This is a genomic window from Pseudomonas sp. SJZ078, from assembly GCF_007828255.1.
GTDB lineage: Bacteria > Pseudomonadota > Gammaproteobacteria > Pseudomonadales > Pseudomonadaceae > Aquipseudomonas.
The window spans coordinates 1-17,206 of sequence record NZ_VIUG01000058.1; the positions used below are offsets into that span (position 1 = coordinate 1).

At 61.4% G+C, this 17,206-nt stretch carries 12 protein-coding genes and 1 rRNA gene; 11 read left to right on the plus strand and 2 right to left on the minus strand.

The features are described 5' to 3' along the window. Positions 1-154: 154 nt before the first annotated feature. The 7 genes from rrf to pgaD all read left to right on the plus strand — a co-directional run bounded on the left by rrf (position 155) and on the right by pgaD (position 9,344). Positions 155-270 (plus strand): 5S ribosomal RNA (rrf, locus tag FBY02_RS27280). Between the two features lie 195 nt (positions 271-465). Continuing rightward, complete coding sequence (locus FBY02_RS27285; protein WP_144931549.1) at positions 466-1,101, plus strand: NADH:ubiquinone oxidoreductase subunit N; 636 nt, start codon at positions 466-468, stop codon at positions 1,099-1,101. 158 nt (positions 1,102-1,259) lie between these two features. Beyond that, positions 1,260-2,765, plus strand: a complete 1,506-nt coding sequence (locus FBY02_RS27290; protein ID WP_144931551.1) for a YdgA family protein — start codon at positions 1,260-1,262, stop codon at positions 2,763-2,765. 234 nt (positions 2,766-2,999) lie between these two features. Beyond that, the gene (gene pgaA, locus FBY02_RS27295) at positions 3,000-5,480 is read left to right on the plus strand and encodes a poly-beta-1,6 N-acetyl-D-glucosamine export porin PgaA (protein ID WP_144931552.1); all 2,481 of its coding nucleotides are present in this window, start codon (positions 3,000-3,002) and stop codon (positions 5,478-5,480) included. A 12-nt stretch (positions 5,481-5,492) separates the two neighbouring features. Beyond that, positions 5,493-7,490, plus strand: coding sequence for a poly-beta-1,6-N-acetyl-D-glucosamine N-deacetylase PgaB (pgaB, locus tag FBY02_RS27300; RefSeq protein ID WP_144931554.1), 1,998 nt, complete (start codon positions 5,493-5,495; stop codon positions 7,488-7,490). A 1-nt stretch (position 7,491) separates the two neighbouring features. Continuing rightward, positions 7,492-8,844: a poly-beta-1,6-N-acetyl-D-glucosamine synthase gene (gene pgaC / locus FBY02_RS27305; protein ID WP_144931556.1), complete on the plus strand. Its 1,353-nt coding sequence runs from the start codon at positions 7,492-7,494 to the stop codon at positions 8,842-8,844. Further along, complete coding sequence (gene pgaD, locus FBY02_RS27310) at positions 8,841-9,344, plus strand: poly-beta-1,6-N-acetyl-D-glucosamine biosynthesis protein PgaD (protein WP_144931558.1); 504 nt, start codon at positions 8,841-8,843, stop codon at positions 9,342-9,344. Before pgaC ends, pgaD begins: the two co-directional genes overlap by 4 nt. 114 nt (positions 9,345-9,458) lie before the next feature. Here the strand turns inward: pgaD and FBY02_RS27315 are convergent, their stop codons facing one another. Beyond that, positions 9,459-10,994, minus strand: a complete 1,536-nt coding sequence (locus FBY02_RS27315; protein WP_144931560.1) for an FAD-dependent oxidoreductase — start codon at positions 10,992-10,994, stop codon at positions 9,459-9,461. 138 nt (positions 10,995-11,132) lie between these two features. On the opposite strand from FBY02_RS27315, the gene FBY02_RS27320 reads away from it, so the two are divergent. Continuing rightward, the gene (locus FBY02_RS27320; RefSeq protein ID WP_144931562.1) at positions 11,133-11,693 is read left to right on the plus strand and encodes a YbhB/YbcL family Raf kinase inhibitor-like protein; all 561 of its coding nucleotides are present in this window, start codon (positions 11,133-11,135) and stop codon (positions 11,691-11,693) included. An 81-nt stretch (positions 11,694-11,774) separates the two neighbouring features. Further along, positions 11,775-13,088 carry an MFS transporter gene (locus tag FBY02_RS27325; protein WP_144931564.1) on the plus strand — a complete coding sequence of 438 codons (1,314 nt, stop codon included), beginning with the start codon at positions 11,775-11,777 and terminating at the stop codon, positions 13,086-13,088. 31 nt (positions 13,089-13,119) lie between these two features. On the opposite strand, the gene FBY02_RS27330 is transcribed toward FBY02_RS27325, so the two are convergent. Further along, positions 13,120-13,998: a LysR family transcriptional regulator gene (locus FBY02_RS27330; protein WP_144931566.1), complete on the minus strand. Its 879-nt coding sequence runs from the start codon at positions 13,996-13,998 to the stop codon at positions 13,120-13,122. Between the two features lie 107 nt (positions 13,999-14,105). Between FBY02_RS27330 and FBY02_RS27335 the strand changes: the two genes are divergently transcribed. Both FBY02_RS27335 and FBY02_RS27340 read left to right on the plus strand, forming a co-directional pair. Continuing rightward, positions 14,106-15,110, plus strand: a complete 1,005-nt coding sequence (locus FBY02_RS27335; RefSeq protein ID WP_256662576.1) for a zinc-dependent alcohol dehydrogenase family protein — start codon at positions 14,106-14,108, stop codon at positions 15,108-15,110. Between the two features lie 180 nt (positions 15,111-15,290). Further along, positions 15,291-16,970, plus strand: coding sequence for a VWA domain-containing protein (locus FBY02_RS27340; protein WP_144931568.1), 1,680 nt, complete (start codon positions 15,291-15,293; stop codon positions 16,968-16,970). Positions 16,971-17,206 lie beyond the last annotated feature (236 nt).

Below are 17,206 nucleotides of genomic sequence, written 5' to 3' on the forward strand. Positions count from 1 at the left end.
GATGGTAGTGTGGGGTTTCCCCATGTGAGAGTAGGTCATCGTCAAGATTAAATTCCGAAACCCCTATCTGCTGATGCAGGTAGGGGTTTTGTTTTAGTAGAAGTTATCGATTTTCACCGGCACGTTGCTGTTGGACGGGCTGGTCACAGAATTTCTTGACGACCATAGAGCGTTGGAACCACCTGATCCCATCCCGAACTCAGCAGTGAAACGATGCATCGCCGATGGTAGTGTGGGGTTTCCCCATGTGAGAGTAGGTCATCGTCAAGATTGAATTCCCAAAACCCCTGTCTGCTGACGCAGACAGGGTTTTTTTCGTTTTGGGCCGGTAATCGGATCTTGCCCCTCATTTGCTGTCGACACCCCGGCAAACCCCGGGGCCGTTGCTATGCTGTGAGTGTCGGGGGACTGACGAAAAACCGAACCCGCGACACCAATGCGTCACTGGTCATGGGGATTCCAATAATGAAAAACCCTTATGCTCCCGGTTTCTGGTGCGCCATCGCGGCCTTGGTGCTGCTTTCGGCGACTTATTTTTATGGTGTCATGCTGACTCACCAGATCGAAAAAGCGCTGATATTCCTGGACAGTGCCTCTGCGCTGATCGGCGTGATATCCATCGCCGTGGTTGCCTGGGCGTCACTGCAAGGGCAACGCATCAAGAAAAAACATCTCGGACAAGGCAAAACCCTGGTGCTGATCTGGGATACCAAGGTTGCATTGAGAAGGGTCGAAACAGTGTTCGACCGTTATTTCTGGGGCAGCTATTGGCAGCCTGGTCGCACTTTCCAGGAGGTCATGGGCGAACTCACGGGCACTCCGTTGGAAAAAAGCCTCGAGGCCCTGAAAATCCAATGTGCCGCTTTGGACAAGCAAGTCGCCCAGGATGGCTGGCATTGGCTCAACAATGCCCGCGAGCTGTGCGATGTTGCCAATGCCATGGCCCGCGAACGTTATCAACTGGACTTCTGTGACCCTCGTGCAGAGTCATCCGGCGCAGCGGTCATCAATCGCGATTTCGAGGTGTTGGTGTACACCTGGACGGCGCGGCTCAGGACATTCGATCATCAATTGGACGAAATCGAAGTCCAATATTCGTAGACCACCTCTCAAGAATTTGCTTTTCCCCCTTTAAACATTGGGCCCACAAGGGCGCCTGATGATAATCTCCACCCCCACTCTACGGCGTCAAGCCACACCCTTCGCGGGTCAGGGAAGACGACGGCTTTTTTCAACCATGGATATCGTTCGGGTCACTTATGAATAAATCGGCAAGCGTACTCTTGGGAATCGTTGTAGCGATCGGAGCCGTCAGTGCGGGCGGCGCTTGGTACACCGGAACCAAGCTTGAGGGCGTGCTGCAAACTGCCATTGCCGAAAGTAACAAGCAGATGGTGACTGCTTTGGCCGGCTCCAACAGCTCGTCCTCCATCGAGCTGGTTTCGCTGGATCGTGGGATCTTCAGCAGCACCGCCCATTATCGCCTCAAGGGTGAAGGCGACATGTTTGGTGGCGAAGCGGTCGAGCTGCTGGTCGTGGACAACATCGAACATGGCCCGCTGCCTTTTTCCCGTCTGATGACCCTCAAATGGCTGCCGGTCATGGCTACCAGCCACACCGAAATCGAGCGGACTCCGCTGACCGAAAAATGGTTCGCCGCCGCCAAGGATAAATCGCCGCTCAAAGGCGTGTTCAACCTGGGCTATGACCAATCGGTCAACGGCACGCTGGAGTTGCTGCCTCTGGACGCCAAGCTGGATGAGCAGTCCCAAGTCGTATTCTCCGGTTTGAAACTCGACCTGGCCGCCAATGCCCAGGCCCAGAAGATCAAGGCCGACGGCTACATGGACAGCCTGAAGCTGACCAGCGTCGCGGAAGATCAGAGCCCGGTACTGGTTGAGCTGAATGGCCTGACCCTTGCCAGCAACTTGAGCAAGAGCAGCTACGGCTACTACATGGGCGATAACGCCCTGATTCTGAGCAACATCAAGGCCAGCTTCGGCGAGCAGAAGTCGGTGGTGGGCCTGAAGAATATCGAGATGAAGAACAGCAGTACCGAAAGCGGTACCAGCGCTTCGGGGCGTGCCGATTACAAGATCGGTGAGTTGTCATTCAACGATAAGACCATTGGCGCCGTGCAAATGGCGATCAGCGCGAAGAATCTCGACATCCCCGCCACCATGTCGCTGATGCAGGTTTACCAAGCCAAGCTGCAGCCCTATGAAAAAGCCGCCGCCGAAGCCGCGGAAGCTGGCGAGCCTGCTCCAGAGCTGAACCTGACCGAGGCCGAAGAGGCTCAGGTCAAGGCCGATCTGGAAAAACTCCTGGCCGCTGGCCCGCAGATAGCATTGGAGAATCTGTCGTTCAGTACCGCCAGCGGTGAAAGCCGTGCGAGCCTGGTCGTCGATCTGGCCAAGCCGCAATCGATGGACCTGCCGCCCGATGAGCTCGGTCGTCAGTTGCTTGCCTTGCTGGAATTCAACGTAAAAGTGTCCAAGCCGATGCTGGTGGACCTGGCGACCGTGCAAGCCCAGATGGAAGGCCAGACCGACGTCAAGCTGATCGCGGATCAGGCCCTGGCCACCAGCGATATGTTCAGCGCCATGGCAGTGGGTATGCAGTTGGCGACCCTGGAAGGCAACGACGTGGTAACCAAGCTGCGCTATGCCAACAATCAGGTTGATTTCAACGGTAAGAAAATGACGGTCGAAGAATTCACCGCGTTTGTGATGAACCAGATGGGTGGTGGCGTCGCCGCTCAATAACCTCAGCAACATCCAGGACCGGTCCGTGCCTTGCGCACGGGCCGGTTTTTTTTCGCCTTCGGATCAGGGCTGAATCTGTATCGATTCTGAAGAATTGTGGCGTTCTCGAAAATGCCCGGCCCCGCAATGCAAGACTAGGCCCATTAGAGCTTGGCTGGATTCCTTTGATCCGGCTTCCTGTTTGATGGGCAAGGGGGCACTGCGACCCGGCTGGCCATGTAAGGATGCTGACGAATGCCGCGTACTGTGGGTCCCTTTTTTCAATGCGGTTTGCGCCCATTGTTTGGCGTCGTGTTGTGCAGCCAGTTGTACTGGCCGGCCTTCGCATTCGCTGATACCGCTTATGATCAGATGGTGCTCGACGCCCGTGCCGGTCATTACACGCCTGCGTTGACCCTGTTGCGTCAGCTACCTGCCGAACAAGCCAGTACCGCCCAGATCAGTGATTATCTGCAGATCGCCAGTTGGGCCGGCCTTGATACCGAGGTGGTAAAGGTCTACGAAACCCAGGGGCGCCATCGCAACCTGCCGGTTCAGGCGCTGAGCGCAACGGCTCGTGCCTACCGCAACCTCAAGCGTTGGGATTCGGCCGCCGCGCTGTATCGCCAGGCGCTACTGATCGATCCCCAGAACCCGGACCTGCAACTCGGCCTGGCCTTGACCCAGGCCGATGCCGGCAAGCCTGATGAAGCCGTCAATCGCGCAAGGGCCATGGTCGCCGCGAAGCCGGAAGACCCGACGCGTCGGATGGCTTTGGGCTATGCCTTGACCCGTGCCAACAACCCTCACGAAGCGCTGTTCGAATACGACCAGGCGTTCTCTCGCGCTGGCAGCAGGCCCGAAATCGCCAGGGAATACATCAATGCCCTGCAGCGTGCCCGCCTGCCGGAGCCGGCATTGCGCCTGGCCCGTCTGCAGCCGGGTCTGATTGACCGTGGCGTGCAGCGGCGCCTGGAAGGCGACGTGGCAGCCGAGCGGGTTCGCCTGGCGGACATGGCCAGCCGCAGCGAAAAGGAACGCTTCGTCATCGCTGATCGTGCCCTGGCCGATTACGATAAGTTGCTCGCCAGCTGGACCCCGGTGGCCGAGGCCCATGATGACGTACTCCGCTGGCGAATTGACCGCATGGGCGCGCTCAACGCCCGGGCGCGACGGGCGGAAGTGATCGCCGAGTACCAGAAATTGATCGCCGAAGGTGTGAGTATTCCCACCTATGCCTTGCGTTGGGTGGCGTCCTCCTACCTGGAGCAGCGTGAGCCGGAGATCGCCGTCGACCTGTACCGGCGGGTGTTGAGCGCACCGGACGCCGATGTCGCGGATCGCTTCGAAGACAGTACCGCGCTTTATTACGCGTTGCTGGAAAGCGACAGATCCGAAGAGGCCCGGGCCTGGGCCGAAGACCTGGCAAAGTCCCAGCGTCCACGGGTCGAGCTCAAGGGCTTGCCAATCGGCAACCCCAACGACGAATGGATGGACGCCCAACTGCTCGCCGCCCAGTCCGGCACCTATGGTGCCGATCTGCCTACCGCCGAAGCGCGTCTGGAAGCCCTGGTCAACCAAGGGCCTGGCAATATCGGCCTGCGGCTGGCCCAGGCCGATCTGTATCAGGCCCGGGATTGGCCGCGACGTTCGGAAAACCTGCTTAAGGAAGTCGAGGCGACCACCCCGCGCAGTCGGGACCTGGAAGTCGCCCAGGCCCGCGCCGCCATGGATTTACAGGAATGGCGGCAGTTGGATGCGCTGACCGACGATGTCGTTGCTCGTTACCCGGAAAACGCCCACGTCAAACGCTTGCAACGCCAGCGCGACGTGCACGACATGGCTGAGCTGCGCATCGAGGCCTACACCGGCAAAAGTTATGGCGGCGGCAACGGCGATGCCGGTGCGGTCACTGGCAGCCGGGACTTCGGTATCGAAACGTTGCTCTATAGCCCACCCATCGACGAGGACTGGCGGTTGTTCGGCGGCGTCGGCTACGCCACGGGCGACTTCGAGGAAGGCACCGGCCATCATCGTTGGCAGCGCCTGGGTGTGGAGCGCCGCAGCCGCGACATGACCCTGGAGGCAGAAGTCTCCAATCATGTCTATGGCTCCGGTGACAAACAGGGCGCGCGCGTGGCGTTGGCCCGGGATATCGATGATCACTGGCAGTACGGCGGCAGCCTGGATTACCTCTCGGCCAACACGCCGCTGCGTGCCCTCAACAGCGGCATTCGCGCCAATGGCGGCAGCGGTTTCATCCGCTGGCGAGCCCATGAAAGCCGCGAGTGGCGATTGACGGTCAGCCCGTCCCATTTCAGCGATGGCAACAACCGTCTCGAGACCTTGCTGACCGGTCGCGAAGGTCTCTACAGCACACCGCGCCTGCAGGTGGAAATGGGTCTGGAGGTCGCGGCCAGTCGCAACAGTGGCTCCAACGAAGTGCCCTATTTCAACCCCAAGTCGGACCTCGGCGTCATGCCGACCGTCACGGCCAACCATGTGTTGTATCGCCGTTATGAAACCGCATGGAGCCAGCAATTCCAGGTCGGTGCCGGCAGCTACAGCCAGCGCGACTACGGCACCGGCGCCATGGGACTGCTCGGTTACGGCCAGCGCTTCCTCTGGAACGACGTGCTCGAGACGGGCGCTACGCTGAGCTGGCTCAACCGCCCTTACGACGGCGATCGTGAAAGCGATCTGCGCCTGCTTGTCGACCTCACCTACCGCTTCTAGAAGAGTTTGAAGATGCCCGTCATTTTGCGATTCATCCTGCTGCTGGGGGTCTTGCTGATCAGCGCGTGTGCCCAGCAGGCCCCGGCGTTCACGCCGCCCTCGCAACGGCCACTGGCGGCCAACGACGAGCCGTGGCCGAAGAACCATGTGCTCGGCATCGCCTATCATGACGTCGAGGACCTGGATCCGGACCAGGCGCTGGTGGCCGTGCGCACTGAACGACTGATCGAACAACTGGCGTGGCTGCGGGAAAACAACTATCAGCCGGTTACCGTGGACCAGATCATCCACGCCCGTAACGGCGGCCCCGAGCTGCCGCCGCGTGCGGTGCTGCTGAGCTTCGACGACGGCTATGCGAGTTTCTACACCCGGGTCATGCCGATCCTGCGAGCTTATAACTGGCCGGCGATCCTGGCGCCGGTGGGCAGTTGGATCGATACGCCACTGAACCAACCGGTGGATTTCGCCGGGGTGCCGCGCAAGCGTTCCGAGTTCCTGACCTGGGAGCAGATTCGCGAAGTGTCGAAATCGGGTCTGGTGGAAATCGCTGCCCACACCGACGCCAATCACAAAGGCGTACTCGCCAACCCGCAAGGCAACCAGCAACCCGCGGCCACCACCCGGCGCTACGATCCCGCTACCGGTCGCTATGAAACCGAGGCCGACTTCCAGGCTCGCCTGCGCAAGGATGTGGCGTCGATCTCGGAGAAAATCCGCAAGGTCACCGGCTACCGTCCGCGAATCTGGGTATGGCCATACGGGGAAGCCGATGGCACCGCGCTGCAGGTGATCGACAGCGAGGGTTATAAAATGGCCCTGACCCTGGAGGACGGCCTCGACAGCCTCGATAACCTGATGAGCGGGCCGCGGTTTTTGGTGGCCTCCGATCCGGACGGCGCACATTTCGCCGAAAGCATCGTGTCTGTACAGACGATGGATCCGATGCGCGTGGTCCATGTCGACCTGGATTACGTCTACGACCCGGACCCCGTGCAGCAGGAAGCCAACGTCGGCAAATTGATCCAGCGCATCTATGACCTGGGCGCCAATACGGTATTCCTGCAGGCGTTCGCCGATCCGAAAGGCGATGGCCTGGTGCATTCGCTGTACTTTCCCAATCGTCATCTGCCGGTACGGGCCGATCTGTTCGACCGGGTGGCGTGGCAGTTGCGCACGCGGGCCAATGCCAAGGTCTATGCCTGGATGCCGGTGCTCAGTTTTGCCCTGGATGCGAAGCTGCCGCGCGTACAGCGCTGGGATCCGGCAACCGGCAAGACCGGCATTGCCCCAGACCAATATGTGCGCCTGTCACCGTTCGATCCGACCGTGCGCAAGGTCATCGGCGAGATCTATGAGGACCTGGCGCGGATGAGTTCGGTGGACGGCGTTCTGTACCACGACGATGCGGTGTTTTCCGACTTCGAGGATGCCGGCCCCGCCGCCCTCAAAGTCTATGCGGCCAACGGCCTGCCGACGTCCATCGCGGCGCTGCGCGAAGACCCGGCAGCGATGCAACGCTGGACCCGCTTCAAGAGCCGTTACCTGATCGATTTCACCCGTGAACTCACCGCCAAGGTCCAGGCGATTCGTGGCCCGCAGGTGCTGACAGCGCGCAATATCTTTGCCGAACCGATGCTCAACCCAGAAAGCGAAGCCTGGTTCGCCCAGAACCTCGATGACTTCCTCGGCGCTTATGACTGGACGGCACCGATGGCCATGCCGTTGATGGAGAAACAGACCCGCGCGCAGTCCGGCCCGTGGCTGGAGCGCCTGGTACAGACCGTCAAGGCCCGCCCCGGCGCCATCAAGCGCACGGTGTTCGAGTTGCAGGCCCGTGACTGGGACAGTAAGCCGGTCAGCGATATCGAGGGTGAACAACTGGCTGATTGGATGGGACGCCTCAAACGTCAGGGCGTGACCAGTTTCGGCTACTACCCGGACAACTTCATCGAAGACCAGCCGGCGGTGAAAACCGTGCGGCCGGCGCTCTCCAACAAGTGGAATCCTTGACATGCTCGACAGACTGCTCGCCCTGCTGGTGCTGGCGATCGTCCTTGGGGTGCCCCTGGGCCTGATCTTCCTGGTCACCGGGCAATTCCTGATGGACTTCGTGTTCTTCTACCCGCTGTTCATGTCCGGCCTGTGGATTGCCGGTGGCCTGTATTTCTGGCTGCACTGGGAGCGCCACTGGCCGTGGAAGGACGACACCTTGCCACCGCCCCTGGCCGGTGAGCCGCTGATCAGCATCCTGGTGCCTTGCTTCAACGAGGGCGACAACGTCGCCGACACCATTCACGCAGCGCTGGGCCAGCATTACCCGAACATCGAAGTCATCGCCATCAACGATGGCTCCAAGGACAACACCGGCCAGGTCCTCGATCTGTTGGCGCTGGAGGATCCACGCCTGCGGGTGCTGCACCTGGCGGAGAACCAGGGCAAGGCCGTGGCCCTGCGCATGGGCGCCATCGCGGCCCGCAGCGAATACCTGGTGTGCATCGACGGCGATGCACTGCTGGCGCCCAATACCTGCGCCTATCTGGTCGCGCCGATGCTGGAGAACGCCCGTCTTGGCGCGGTGACTGGCAACCCACGTATCCGCACCCGCTCGACATTGGTGGGTCGGGTCCAGGTGGGCGAGTTTTCCTCGATCATCGGCTTGATCAAGCGCACTCAGCGGGTCTTCGGGCGGATCTTTACCGTCTCTGGCGTGATCGTCGCCTTCCGTCGCACGGCCCTGCACCGGGTCGGCTACTGGAGCCCGGACATGATCACCGAAGACATCGACATCAGCTGGAAGCTGCAACTGGACCACTGGAGCATCTTCTACGAGCCCCGTGCGCTGTGCTGGATCCTCATGCCCGAAACCCTGCGCGGCCTGTGGCGGCAACGGCTGCGCTGGGCCCAGGGCGGTGCCGAGGTGCTGTTCAAGAATATCCGTGGCATCTGGCAATACCGCCATCGCTACCTGTGGCCGCTACTGTTCGAATATTGCCTGTCGACGGGGTGGGCGTTCACGTTCCTGCTGTCGGTGGCGTTCTGGGGCACGGGTAAATTCGTCGAGATGCCGGCGGCCATTGCGGTCGAGCATCTCATGCCGCCGGCTTTCACCGGGCTGTTGCTGGCGGTGGTGTGCCTGGTCCAGTTCGCGGTGAGCATCCTCATTGATCGGCGTTATGAAAAGGGCCTGTGGCACATCATGTTCTGGGTGGTCTGGTATCCGTTGGTGTTCTGGTTGATCAGCCTGTTCACCACCCTGGTGAGTTTTCCGAAAGTCTTGTTCGGGCAGCATCAGAAGCGTGCACGCTGGGTCAGCCCGGATCGGGGGATCAAACCGTTTGGTGAAGAAGAGGAGGTGATCCGATGAAAATTATCAGGACCCGGCAAAGGCCTTTTCTGGTGCTCATCGATGTGTTCTTCACAGTGCTGGCATGGGTCGGGCTGCTGTACCTGCTGGTCAATGGGCTCTGGCCGTTGTTCGACAGCCATGCCGGGCCGCGCTTTGGCGGAACGTGGCTGGACACCCTCGGGACGCTGCAGATCTATGGCTGGGTGGCGCTGGTCAACGCGTTCATCCTGATTGCCTGGGCGCGTTATCAGCAGCGCAAAAGCCAGAGTTTCGCCCAGCGTCGACTGCCGGCGCCGGTGGTTGATGACCAGGGTTTGAGCGACAGTTTCAAATTGACCGACGAGCGCCTGGACACTCTGCGCCGGCCTGGTTCCAAAGTCATCCACAACAACCAGGACGGTGACATCAGCCACGTGGTGCCGCACTTCCATGTGTTGAGCAAGGAATTGCCCCCGCCACCCCTGGCGCCGTTGGAGCAGGCACGGGTTATCAAGCTTCCGACCGATAATGCTGTGTAGAGGCTGCTGACGCGTTCGCGGGCAAGCCCGCTCCCACAGGAATTGATGTTGAACACCAAGCTTGGAGACAACTCAGATCAATGTGGGAGCGGGCTTGCCCGCGAACGCGATGGGTCAGGCGCTTGAAAAATCCCGGATCAACCGCCACGCCTCATCCACCGGCAGCGGCTGTTTCATGCGTTGGGCCAGCGCCGCCATGGCCCGGCCCTCGTCGCACGCCACTGCCGCGGCGACGAGACCATCCTTACCCAACAGGCCAATGAAGGGTGGATGCTCGGGAGTGCCCTTGAATTGCACCTCGTCCCATTGTTCGACATGGCCGAGGTAGTCGTAGCGTTTGCCGAAGTGATAGGTCCAGAAAAACGGCACGTCCAGATAATGCTCCTCACCACCGAGCATGTTCGCCGCCGCGATCCGGGCCTGTTGCTGGGCCAGGCGCCAGTGTTCGATTCGCCGGGGCTGGCCGCTGAGAGGAAATGTCGCGATATCGCCGACGGCCCATATTCCATTAGTCACGCGCATGCCGGCGTCGACGGTCAATGACTGGTCCTCTTCCCGTGGCAAATCGGCGAACGGATCGGTGGCCGGGCGCACGCCGATCCCGACAACTACAAGGTCTGCGGCAAAGCGCTGGCCGTTATCCAGTACCACCGCCTCAACCTTGCCGGCACCTTCGATGTGCGCCGCTTCGCCATCGCTGTGATACACCACGCCATTGGCTCGATGCCGAGCCAGGATGGCCTGGCCGACACTGTCGCCCAACTGCGCCGCGAATGGCACGGGATGACGGGCCAGGACTGTGACGCTCAGCTCCCGTTTGCGCAGCGACGAGGCGACCTCCATGGCAATGAAACTGTCACCGATAATCACCGCCCGTTGCCCCGGCCGGACGCTGTCGAGGATCCGTCTTGTGTGCTCCATTGAACGCAATACGAACACCTGCGGCAGATCGATGCCGGACAGTTCCGGAATCCTGGGCGTTCCGCCAGTGGCGATCAATGCTGCGTCGTAGCCCAGCGTCTGTCCGTCGGCCAGGCGAACCAGGCGGGAGGTGCTGTCCAGGCCAACGACCTCGCCGTGAATCCGTTCGATGCGTTGCTGTGTGAAATAAGTTTCATCTCGCAGCGCGGGTGTGTCGTCGACGGTCATGTCACCGGCCAGGACGTACTTGCTCAGCACCGTGCGGTCATACCCGGCGTCGGTTTCGCGATCGATCAGCTGAATCCGGCCGCCGAAGCCTTTATCGCGCAATGCTGCGGCGCATGCGGTGCCGGCGGCCCCGGCACCGATGATGACAAAAGTGCGCAGGTCGTCGGCCGGTGGGATTTTCTCGGCGGGCAGTGGTTGGTCATCGACCCAGATGTCGCCGTCGCGCACTTCGACGTGATAGCGCTCCAGGCTGTCGAGGGCCGGCGGTTCGCACAGGGCGCCGTCTTCGGCCCGAAAGGCCGCCTTGTGCCACGGACAGATCAGCCTTCCATGACACACCGCACCCTTGGCCAGCGGTGCGCCGGCGTGCGGGCATCTGCCCTGGAAGGCGCGTACCTGGTCGCCCACGCGCAGTAGCAGGAGGGGCGTTTCGTTGATCTTGACTTCGAGGCCGCGGTCTTCGCGTACATCCGCGAAGCGGGCGACTTGATGCAAGGGCATGGTCGGTCTCCGGCAGGCGTTTCTCGTTGGAGTCGGCCGATTGGAGCGAGGTTCAGCATAATTGTCACTGCAACCCGGGCGGTGCTGGGGCTATAGTGCGCAGGCCGTCCATGGCCTGACCCGCATAAGGTGCCCGGTATGACCCGATTGACTTCCCTGACCCCCTGGCTGGCAGCCTTCGTCCTGGTGCTGTGCGCACAAGGGGCTGTCCAGGCCGAGGAGCGCTTTACGCTCAACATCCCCGGCGTGTCGGATGACCGTCTTTTCACCGCTGCGGCTGCCAGTGACGCCAACAATTGCGGTGGCAAGAACATTTCCCCTGCCCTGAGCTGGAATGCCGGCCCGCCGGGTACCCTCAGCTACGCCATCGTCATGCTGGATCCGGATGGCCAAAGGGGGCAGGGCGTCGACCACTGGGTCCTTTACGGCATCAAGGCCACCACGCGGCAAATTCCGACGGGGGCAGGCAGCAAGACCACGCTGGAAGGCGTGAGCGGTATCAACAGCAAGAATACCCACGGTTATATCGGTCCTTGCCCACCCATCGGCGACAGCGCTCATCACTATCTGATCCAGCTCTTCGCCCTGGACTTGCCTCCGGATGCGTTGCCCGCGGGGCTGACCCGTGCCCAACTGATGGAAAAGATCAACGGTCACGTGTTGCGCAACAGCAGCGTCGTGCGGCGTTACCACCGCTGACTCAAGCCATGTGAACTTTATGGCGAGGGGTTCCGTTCGGCGGCGCCTCGCCATTCCAACCACCTGATAGTCAATCTGCCCATGACCGCCATCACCCATCCGCCAGGCGACCGGTTCAGCCGGTCCGACTATAAGACCCTGGGGCTTGCCGCCTTGGGCGGGGCGCTGGAGATCTACGATTTCATCATCTTCGTTTTCTTCGCCCTGACCCTCAGCCAGTTGTTCTTCCCTCCGGAAATGCCCGACTGGCTGCGCCTGCTGCAAAGTTTCGGGATTTTCGCCACCGGCTACCTGGCGCGGCCACTGGGCGGCATCCTTATGGCGCACTTCGCGGACCGCCTGGGACGCAAGCGGGTATTCAGCCTGAGCATCCTGATGATGGCCTTGCCGTGCCTGCTCATCGGCGTGATGCCAACCTATGCCCAAATCGGCTATTTCGCACCACTGCTGCTGTTGGCGCTGCGCATCCTGCAGGGTGCGGCGGTGGGTGGTGAGGTGCCGAGCGCCTGGGTGTTCGTGGCCGAACATGCCCCGCTCCACCATCGTGGCTACGCCTTGGGCTTTCTCCAGGCGGGCCTGACCTTCGGCTACTTGCTCGGCGCGCTGACCGCCACGGCGCTGGCCCGTATCTACACCCCGACGGAAATGCTCGATTACGCCTGGCGCTTGCCCTTCCTGCTGGGGGGAGTCTTCGGTGTCATCGGCGTCTGGCTGCGTCGCTGGCTGAGCGAAACGCCGATCTTCATGGCCTTGCAAGCCAACCGCGAAGGCGCGGCGGAGTTGCCGTTGCACACGGTGCTGCGGGACCATCGACAGGCCTTGCTGCCCGCCGTCATTCTGACCTGCGTACTGACCTCCGCCGTGGTGGTGTTCGTGGTCATTACCCCGACCGTGATGCAGAAGAGCTTCGGCATGACGCCCGGCCAGACCTTCGCCTTGAGCAGCCTGGGCATCGTCTTCCTGAACATCGGCTGTGTCCTGGCCGGCCTCATCGTCGACCGCATCGGCGCCTGGCGCACCGTCCTGCTTTACAGCCTGCTGTTGCCCCTGGGCATCTGCGTGCTCTACGCCAGCCTGATCAACGGCGGTGCCTGGCTGGGCCTGGCCTACGCCGTGGCCGGTCTGGGTTGCGGCGTGGTCGGCGCGGTGCCTTCGGTGATGGTCAATCTGTTTCCGCCGAAGATCCGCGTCTCTGGCATCTCGTTCACCTACAACATCGCCTATGCGCTGTGGGCCAGTGTTACGCCGCTGGTACTGATTGCGTTGGTGCCATGGAGTCCGTGGGTATGCGTGGGGTATAGCGTCGTGATGGGGGCGGTAGGCGTCGCGGCGGCGATGTTTTTTTCGCGGCGGCCCATCAAGTCGGCGCAGCCTTCATGGGCGTGTGACGCCTAGTCCTGCTAAGACGCCTCTGCAGGTTCAGCCTTCAAAGGCGTTCGCGCAAAAAGTCCACAAAGGCCCGGGTGCGTGCCGAGCGGCGTCGGTCCTGGCTGAATACCGCGTGGATGGGCAATGCCGTCGGCTGATAAGGAGCGAGCACGTGGGCCACGGTTCCCTGGCGGACATCGGCGGCGAACAACCACTGGGGTGAAAGCGAAAGGCCTAACCCGCCAAGCACCATTTCCCGGATCGCTTCGCTGCTGTTGCTGGTGACGTTGCCCTTGATCGTCACGTGATGTCGCTCGCCCTGGCAGTCGAACTGCCAGACGTCATAATGCTCCAGCAGGGTAAACCCCAGGCAGTTATGACGGGATAGGTCGGACGGTTCGAGTGGTGTACCGTACCGTTGCAGGTAGGCGGGAGAGGCATACACCCGGCGCGTGCTCTCGCCGAGCTTCAAGGCCACCAGTCCTTCGTTCTTGATTGCGCCGATACGAATGGCCACGTCGATGTTTTCCTTCAATACATCCTCATGGTGATCGCTCAGTCTCAGATCGATCCGAACCTGTGGATGAAGCGCCAGGAAGTCACCCACCAAGGGTGCTATGCATAACCGTCCGAAACTCACTGGCGCCGCCACGCGCAGCGGGCCGGCGACTTGTTCCTGTCCGCTGGCGAAACTGAGCCGGGCGGTGTCCAGGCTGGCAAGGATGTCCTTGCTCTGGGCGTAGAATCGCTGGCCTTGGTCGGTCAATGCCAGATGGCGGGTGCTGCGGGCAAACAGTGCTCCGCCCAGGTGTTTCTCCAACCCGCGGATCTGTTTGCTCACTGCCGGTTGACCCAGGTTCAGTTCCCTGGCGACGGCCGAGAACGAGCCGCGTTCCACCACCCGTACGAATACCTGCATAGCGTCGAACAGATCCATGGGGATTTGGCCTCTTTGGGGAATAAATCCTATCCATTGTTGCTCACTTATCGGAATGCGTCGTTGCTCGCAACATGAACCTACCCACCCATTGGAGGTTTACCGTCATGAACAACAACACCATGCCCGCCGCCGTCGCCGAAGCTGCCCAGGCTCCCTTGATCGTCCGCTACATTCCCCGGCCTGTTCCGGGCAAGGGACAGGTCTTGATCAAGGTCCACGCTGTAGGAATCAACCCACTGGATACCAAGATCGCGGCAGGGGGCGGTGCCCATGCTCGTCAGCCGCTGCCTGCTGTATTAGGAATTGACCTGGCCGGAACGGTCGTAGCGTTGGGGGAAGGTGTGAATGACTTTGTCCTCGGCGAGGAAGTCTTCGGCATGGCAGGAGGTATCGGCGGCGCTCAAGGCGCCCTGGCCGAATACATTGCTGTTGATGCTCGCCTGATCGCGCCCAAACCCGTTTCACTGAGCATGCGGGAAGCGGCGGCATTGCCGCTGGTCTTCATCACGGCCTGGGAAGGGCTGGTGGATCGCGCCAATGTCCGTGCCGGCCAGCAAGTGCTGATCCATGGTGGCGCGGGTGGTGTCGGTCAAATGGCCGTGCAGATCGCCAGGGCACGGGGCGCCGAGGTCTATGCCACCGGCTCGATCGGCAGCCTGGATTTCATCCGTGAGCTGGGCGCGACGGCCATTGACTACCGATCCGAGGACACCGACAGCTACGTACGCCTGCACACCGATGGCGAGGGCTTCGACATCGTCTATGACACGGTCGGCGGCCCGACCCTGGATGCGTCGTTCAACGCCGTGAAGACCTACACCGGCCACGTCCTCAGTTGCCTGGGCTGGGGACAACACAGCCTGGCGCCATTGTCGTTTCGTGGCGCGAGTTATTCCGGTGTATTTACCTTGATGCCCTTGCTGACCGGCAAGGGGCGCGAGCGCCATGGCCAGATCCTGCGCGAGGCGGCAGGGCTGGTTGAGGCCGGGAAACTGCGGATCAAGGTCGATCCACGGCGGTTTGGCCTGGGCGAGGTCAATGACGCGTTTGTGCAAGTGGCCGGAGGGTGCGGACAAGGGAAAACGGTGGTGGAAATCGGGACTGAATGATTGGATCTCCCGTTGCCGGTCATGTGCCGTCTCGCTAGCCGCCTCTTGCGCCTGGGCATCCACGATGGCCAGGCGCTGCTGTTTCTGCGCCGCCAAAAAAAATTTGCTGTCGTTAACCCGAACCGCAAATCCTCCTCGTCTGAGCTTGTGAACGGATCATTCATTCACGAGGTTCAGCCCATGTCCCGTCCCCGTCCATTTCTTCGTCCTGCAGCCCAGGGCTTCACCGTGACCTTATTGGTGGCGCTGGCGGGTTGTGGGTTGTCTTCGTCCCGAGAGACTGCCGGAACCGCCGAACCCGCCGCAGCGGCCGCCAAGCCCGAACTGCAACACGAGATCGCCCCCGCGCCGTCTCAGGTCAAGCGCATGGTCGTGCCGGCGCCGGTTGGTTCGCTACGGGTGGCAAGCGATACCGCCGTTGCGGATTACCGCAGCGAGCCGCGGGAACAATATGAAAAACTTCCGGACAATCCCATCCACAGCGTTGCTGAAACACCGGTGTCGACCTTCAGCGTGGATGTCGACACCGGTAGCTACGCCAATGTGCGACGTTTCCTCAACCAGGGTAGCCTGCCGCCCGAAGGGGCTGTGCGGCTGGAGGAAATGGTTAACTACTTTCCCTACACCTACGCACTGCCTACCGATGGTTCGCCATTTGGCGTGACCACCGAAGTGGCGCCGTCGCCGTGGAACCCTCACACCCGTTTGCTGCGCATCGGCATCAAGGCTTCCGACCGCGCCGTGGCGGACCTGGCGCCGGCCAACCTGGTCTTCCTGGTGGACGTTTCCGGCTCGATGGACCGTCGTGAAGGCCTGCCACTGGTCAAAAGCACGCTGAAGTTGCTGGTGGACCAGTTGCGCGATCAGGATCGGGTATCCCTGGTGGTCTATGCCGGTGAGTCGCGGGTGGTGCTCAAGCCCACCTCGGGTCGCGATAAAGCCAAGATCCGCAACGCCATCGATCAGTTGAATGCCGGAGGCTCCACCGCAGGCGCTTCGGGTATCGAACTGGCTTACCAGATGGCCCGGGAGAGCTTTATCGACAAAGGTATCAACCGCATCCTGCTGGCCACCGACGGCGACTTCAACGTCGGCATCAGTGATTTCGACAGCCTCAAGCAGATGGCGGTGGACCAGCGTAAAAGTGGCGTCTCTCTGACGACCCTGGGTTTCGGTGTGGATAACTACAACGAACACCTGATGGAACAACTGGCCGATGCCGGCGACGGCAACTACGCCTACATCGACAACCTGCTCGAAGCGCGCAAGGTGCTGGTGGACCAGCTCAGCTCGACCCTGGCGGTGGTGGCGCGGGATGTGAAGTTGCAGGTGGAGTTCAACCCGGCCCAGGTCAGCGAGTATCGCCTGTTGGGTTATGAGAACCGCGCCCTGAAACGTGAGGATTTCAACAACGACAAGGTCGATGCCGGCGAAATCGGCGCGGGGCACACGGTGACGGCGCTGTATGAAATCGTACCCAAAGGTGAGCAGGGTTGGCTGGAGCCGCTGCGCTATGCCAGCCCGCAGCCCAAACAAGAGGGCAAGGCCGGTGAGCTGGCGATGTTGCGGGTACGCTACAAGCCCGCTGAGGGCGGCAGCAGCCGGCTGATCGAGCATCCCATTGCCGGTGCCCAGGGCGAAGGCAAGGCCAGCGATGACCTGCGTTTCTCGGCCGCGGTGGCAGCCTTTGCACAGCAACTCAAGGGTGAGGGGCGCTACACTGGGTCGATGAGTTTGAAGGACACCGCTCAGTTGGCCCGTTCTGCCCGGGGCGATGACCCCTTCGGGTTGCGTGCCGAGTTCGTGCAGATGGTCGAGCTGGCGCAGAGCCTCACGCCTGAGGTCAAGCACGGCTCCTGAGTCTAGCGAGGATCCCTGTGCGGGAGCCTGCTTGCGATGGCGGTGGACCAGTCAATGGAAAAGTTGGCTGACACATCGCCTTCGTGAGCAGGCTCGCTTGTATGTTTAGACTTGAAGGGGTGGGCGGGACTAAAAGCTCGGTTCCGACTCTAGCCAGTACGGACTGTGGGAGACTTCTCGTCCCGCCCCTTCTACCTAAAGCGCCAATAAGGAATTCATCGGCAAGACCGACGATA

Excerpts from the sequence above, each read along its gene's own strand:
- FBY02_RS27290 (WP_144931551.1), top strand. The coding sequence starts at position 1,260 with ATGAATAAATCGGCAAGCGTACTCTTGGGAATCGTTGTAGCGATCGGA.
- pgaA (WP_144931552.1), top strand. The coding sequence starts at position 3,000 with ATGCCGCGTACTGTGGGTCCCTTTTTTCAATGCGGTTTGCGCCCATTG.
- pgaB (WP_144931554.1), top strand. The coding sequence starts at position 5,493 with ATGCCCGTCATTTTGCGATTCATCCTGCTGCTGGGGGTCTTGCTGATC.
- FBY02_RS27325 (WP_144931564.1), top strand. The coding sequence starts at position 11,775 with ATGACCGCCATCACCCATCCGCCAGGCGACCGGTTCAGCCGGTCCGAC.
- pgaC (WP_144931556.1), top strand. The coding sequence starts at position 7,492 with ATGCTCGACAGACTGCTCGCCCTGCTGGTGCTGGCGATCGTCCTTGGG.
- FBY02_RS27335 (WP_256662576.1), top strand. The coding sequence starts at position 14,106 with ATGAACAACAACACCATGCCCGCCGCCGTCGCCGAAGCTGCCCAGGCT.
- FBY02_RS27340 (WP_144931568.1), top strand. The coding sequence starts at position 15,291 with ATGTCCCGTCCCCGTCCATTTCTTCGTCCTGCAGCCCAGGGCTTCACC.
- FBY02_RS27285 (WP_144931549.1), top strand. The coding sequence starts at position 466 with ATGAAAAACCCTTATGCTCCCGGTTTCTGGTGCGCCATCGCGGCCTTG.
- FBY02_RS27330 (WP_144931566.1), bottom strand. The coding sequence starts at position 13,998 with ATGGATCTGTTCGACGCTATGCAGGTATTCGTACGGGTGGTGGAACGC.
- FBY02_RS27315 (WP_144931560.1), bottom strand. The coding sequence starts at position 10,994 with ATGCCCTTGCATCAAGTCGCCCGCTTCGCGGATGTACGCGAAGACCGC.
- FBY02_RS27320 (WP_144931562.1), top strand. The coding sequence starts at position 11,133 with ATGACCCGATTGACTTCCCTGACCCCCTGGCTGGCAGCCTTCGTCCTG.
- pgaD (WP_144931558.1), top strand. The coding sequence starts at position 8,841 with ATGAAAATTATCAGGACCCGGCAAAGGCCTTTTCTGGTGCTCATCGAT.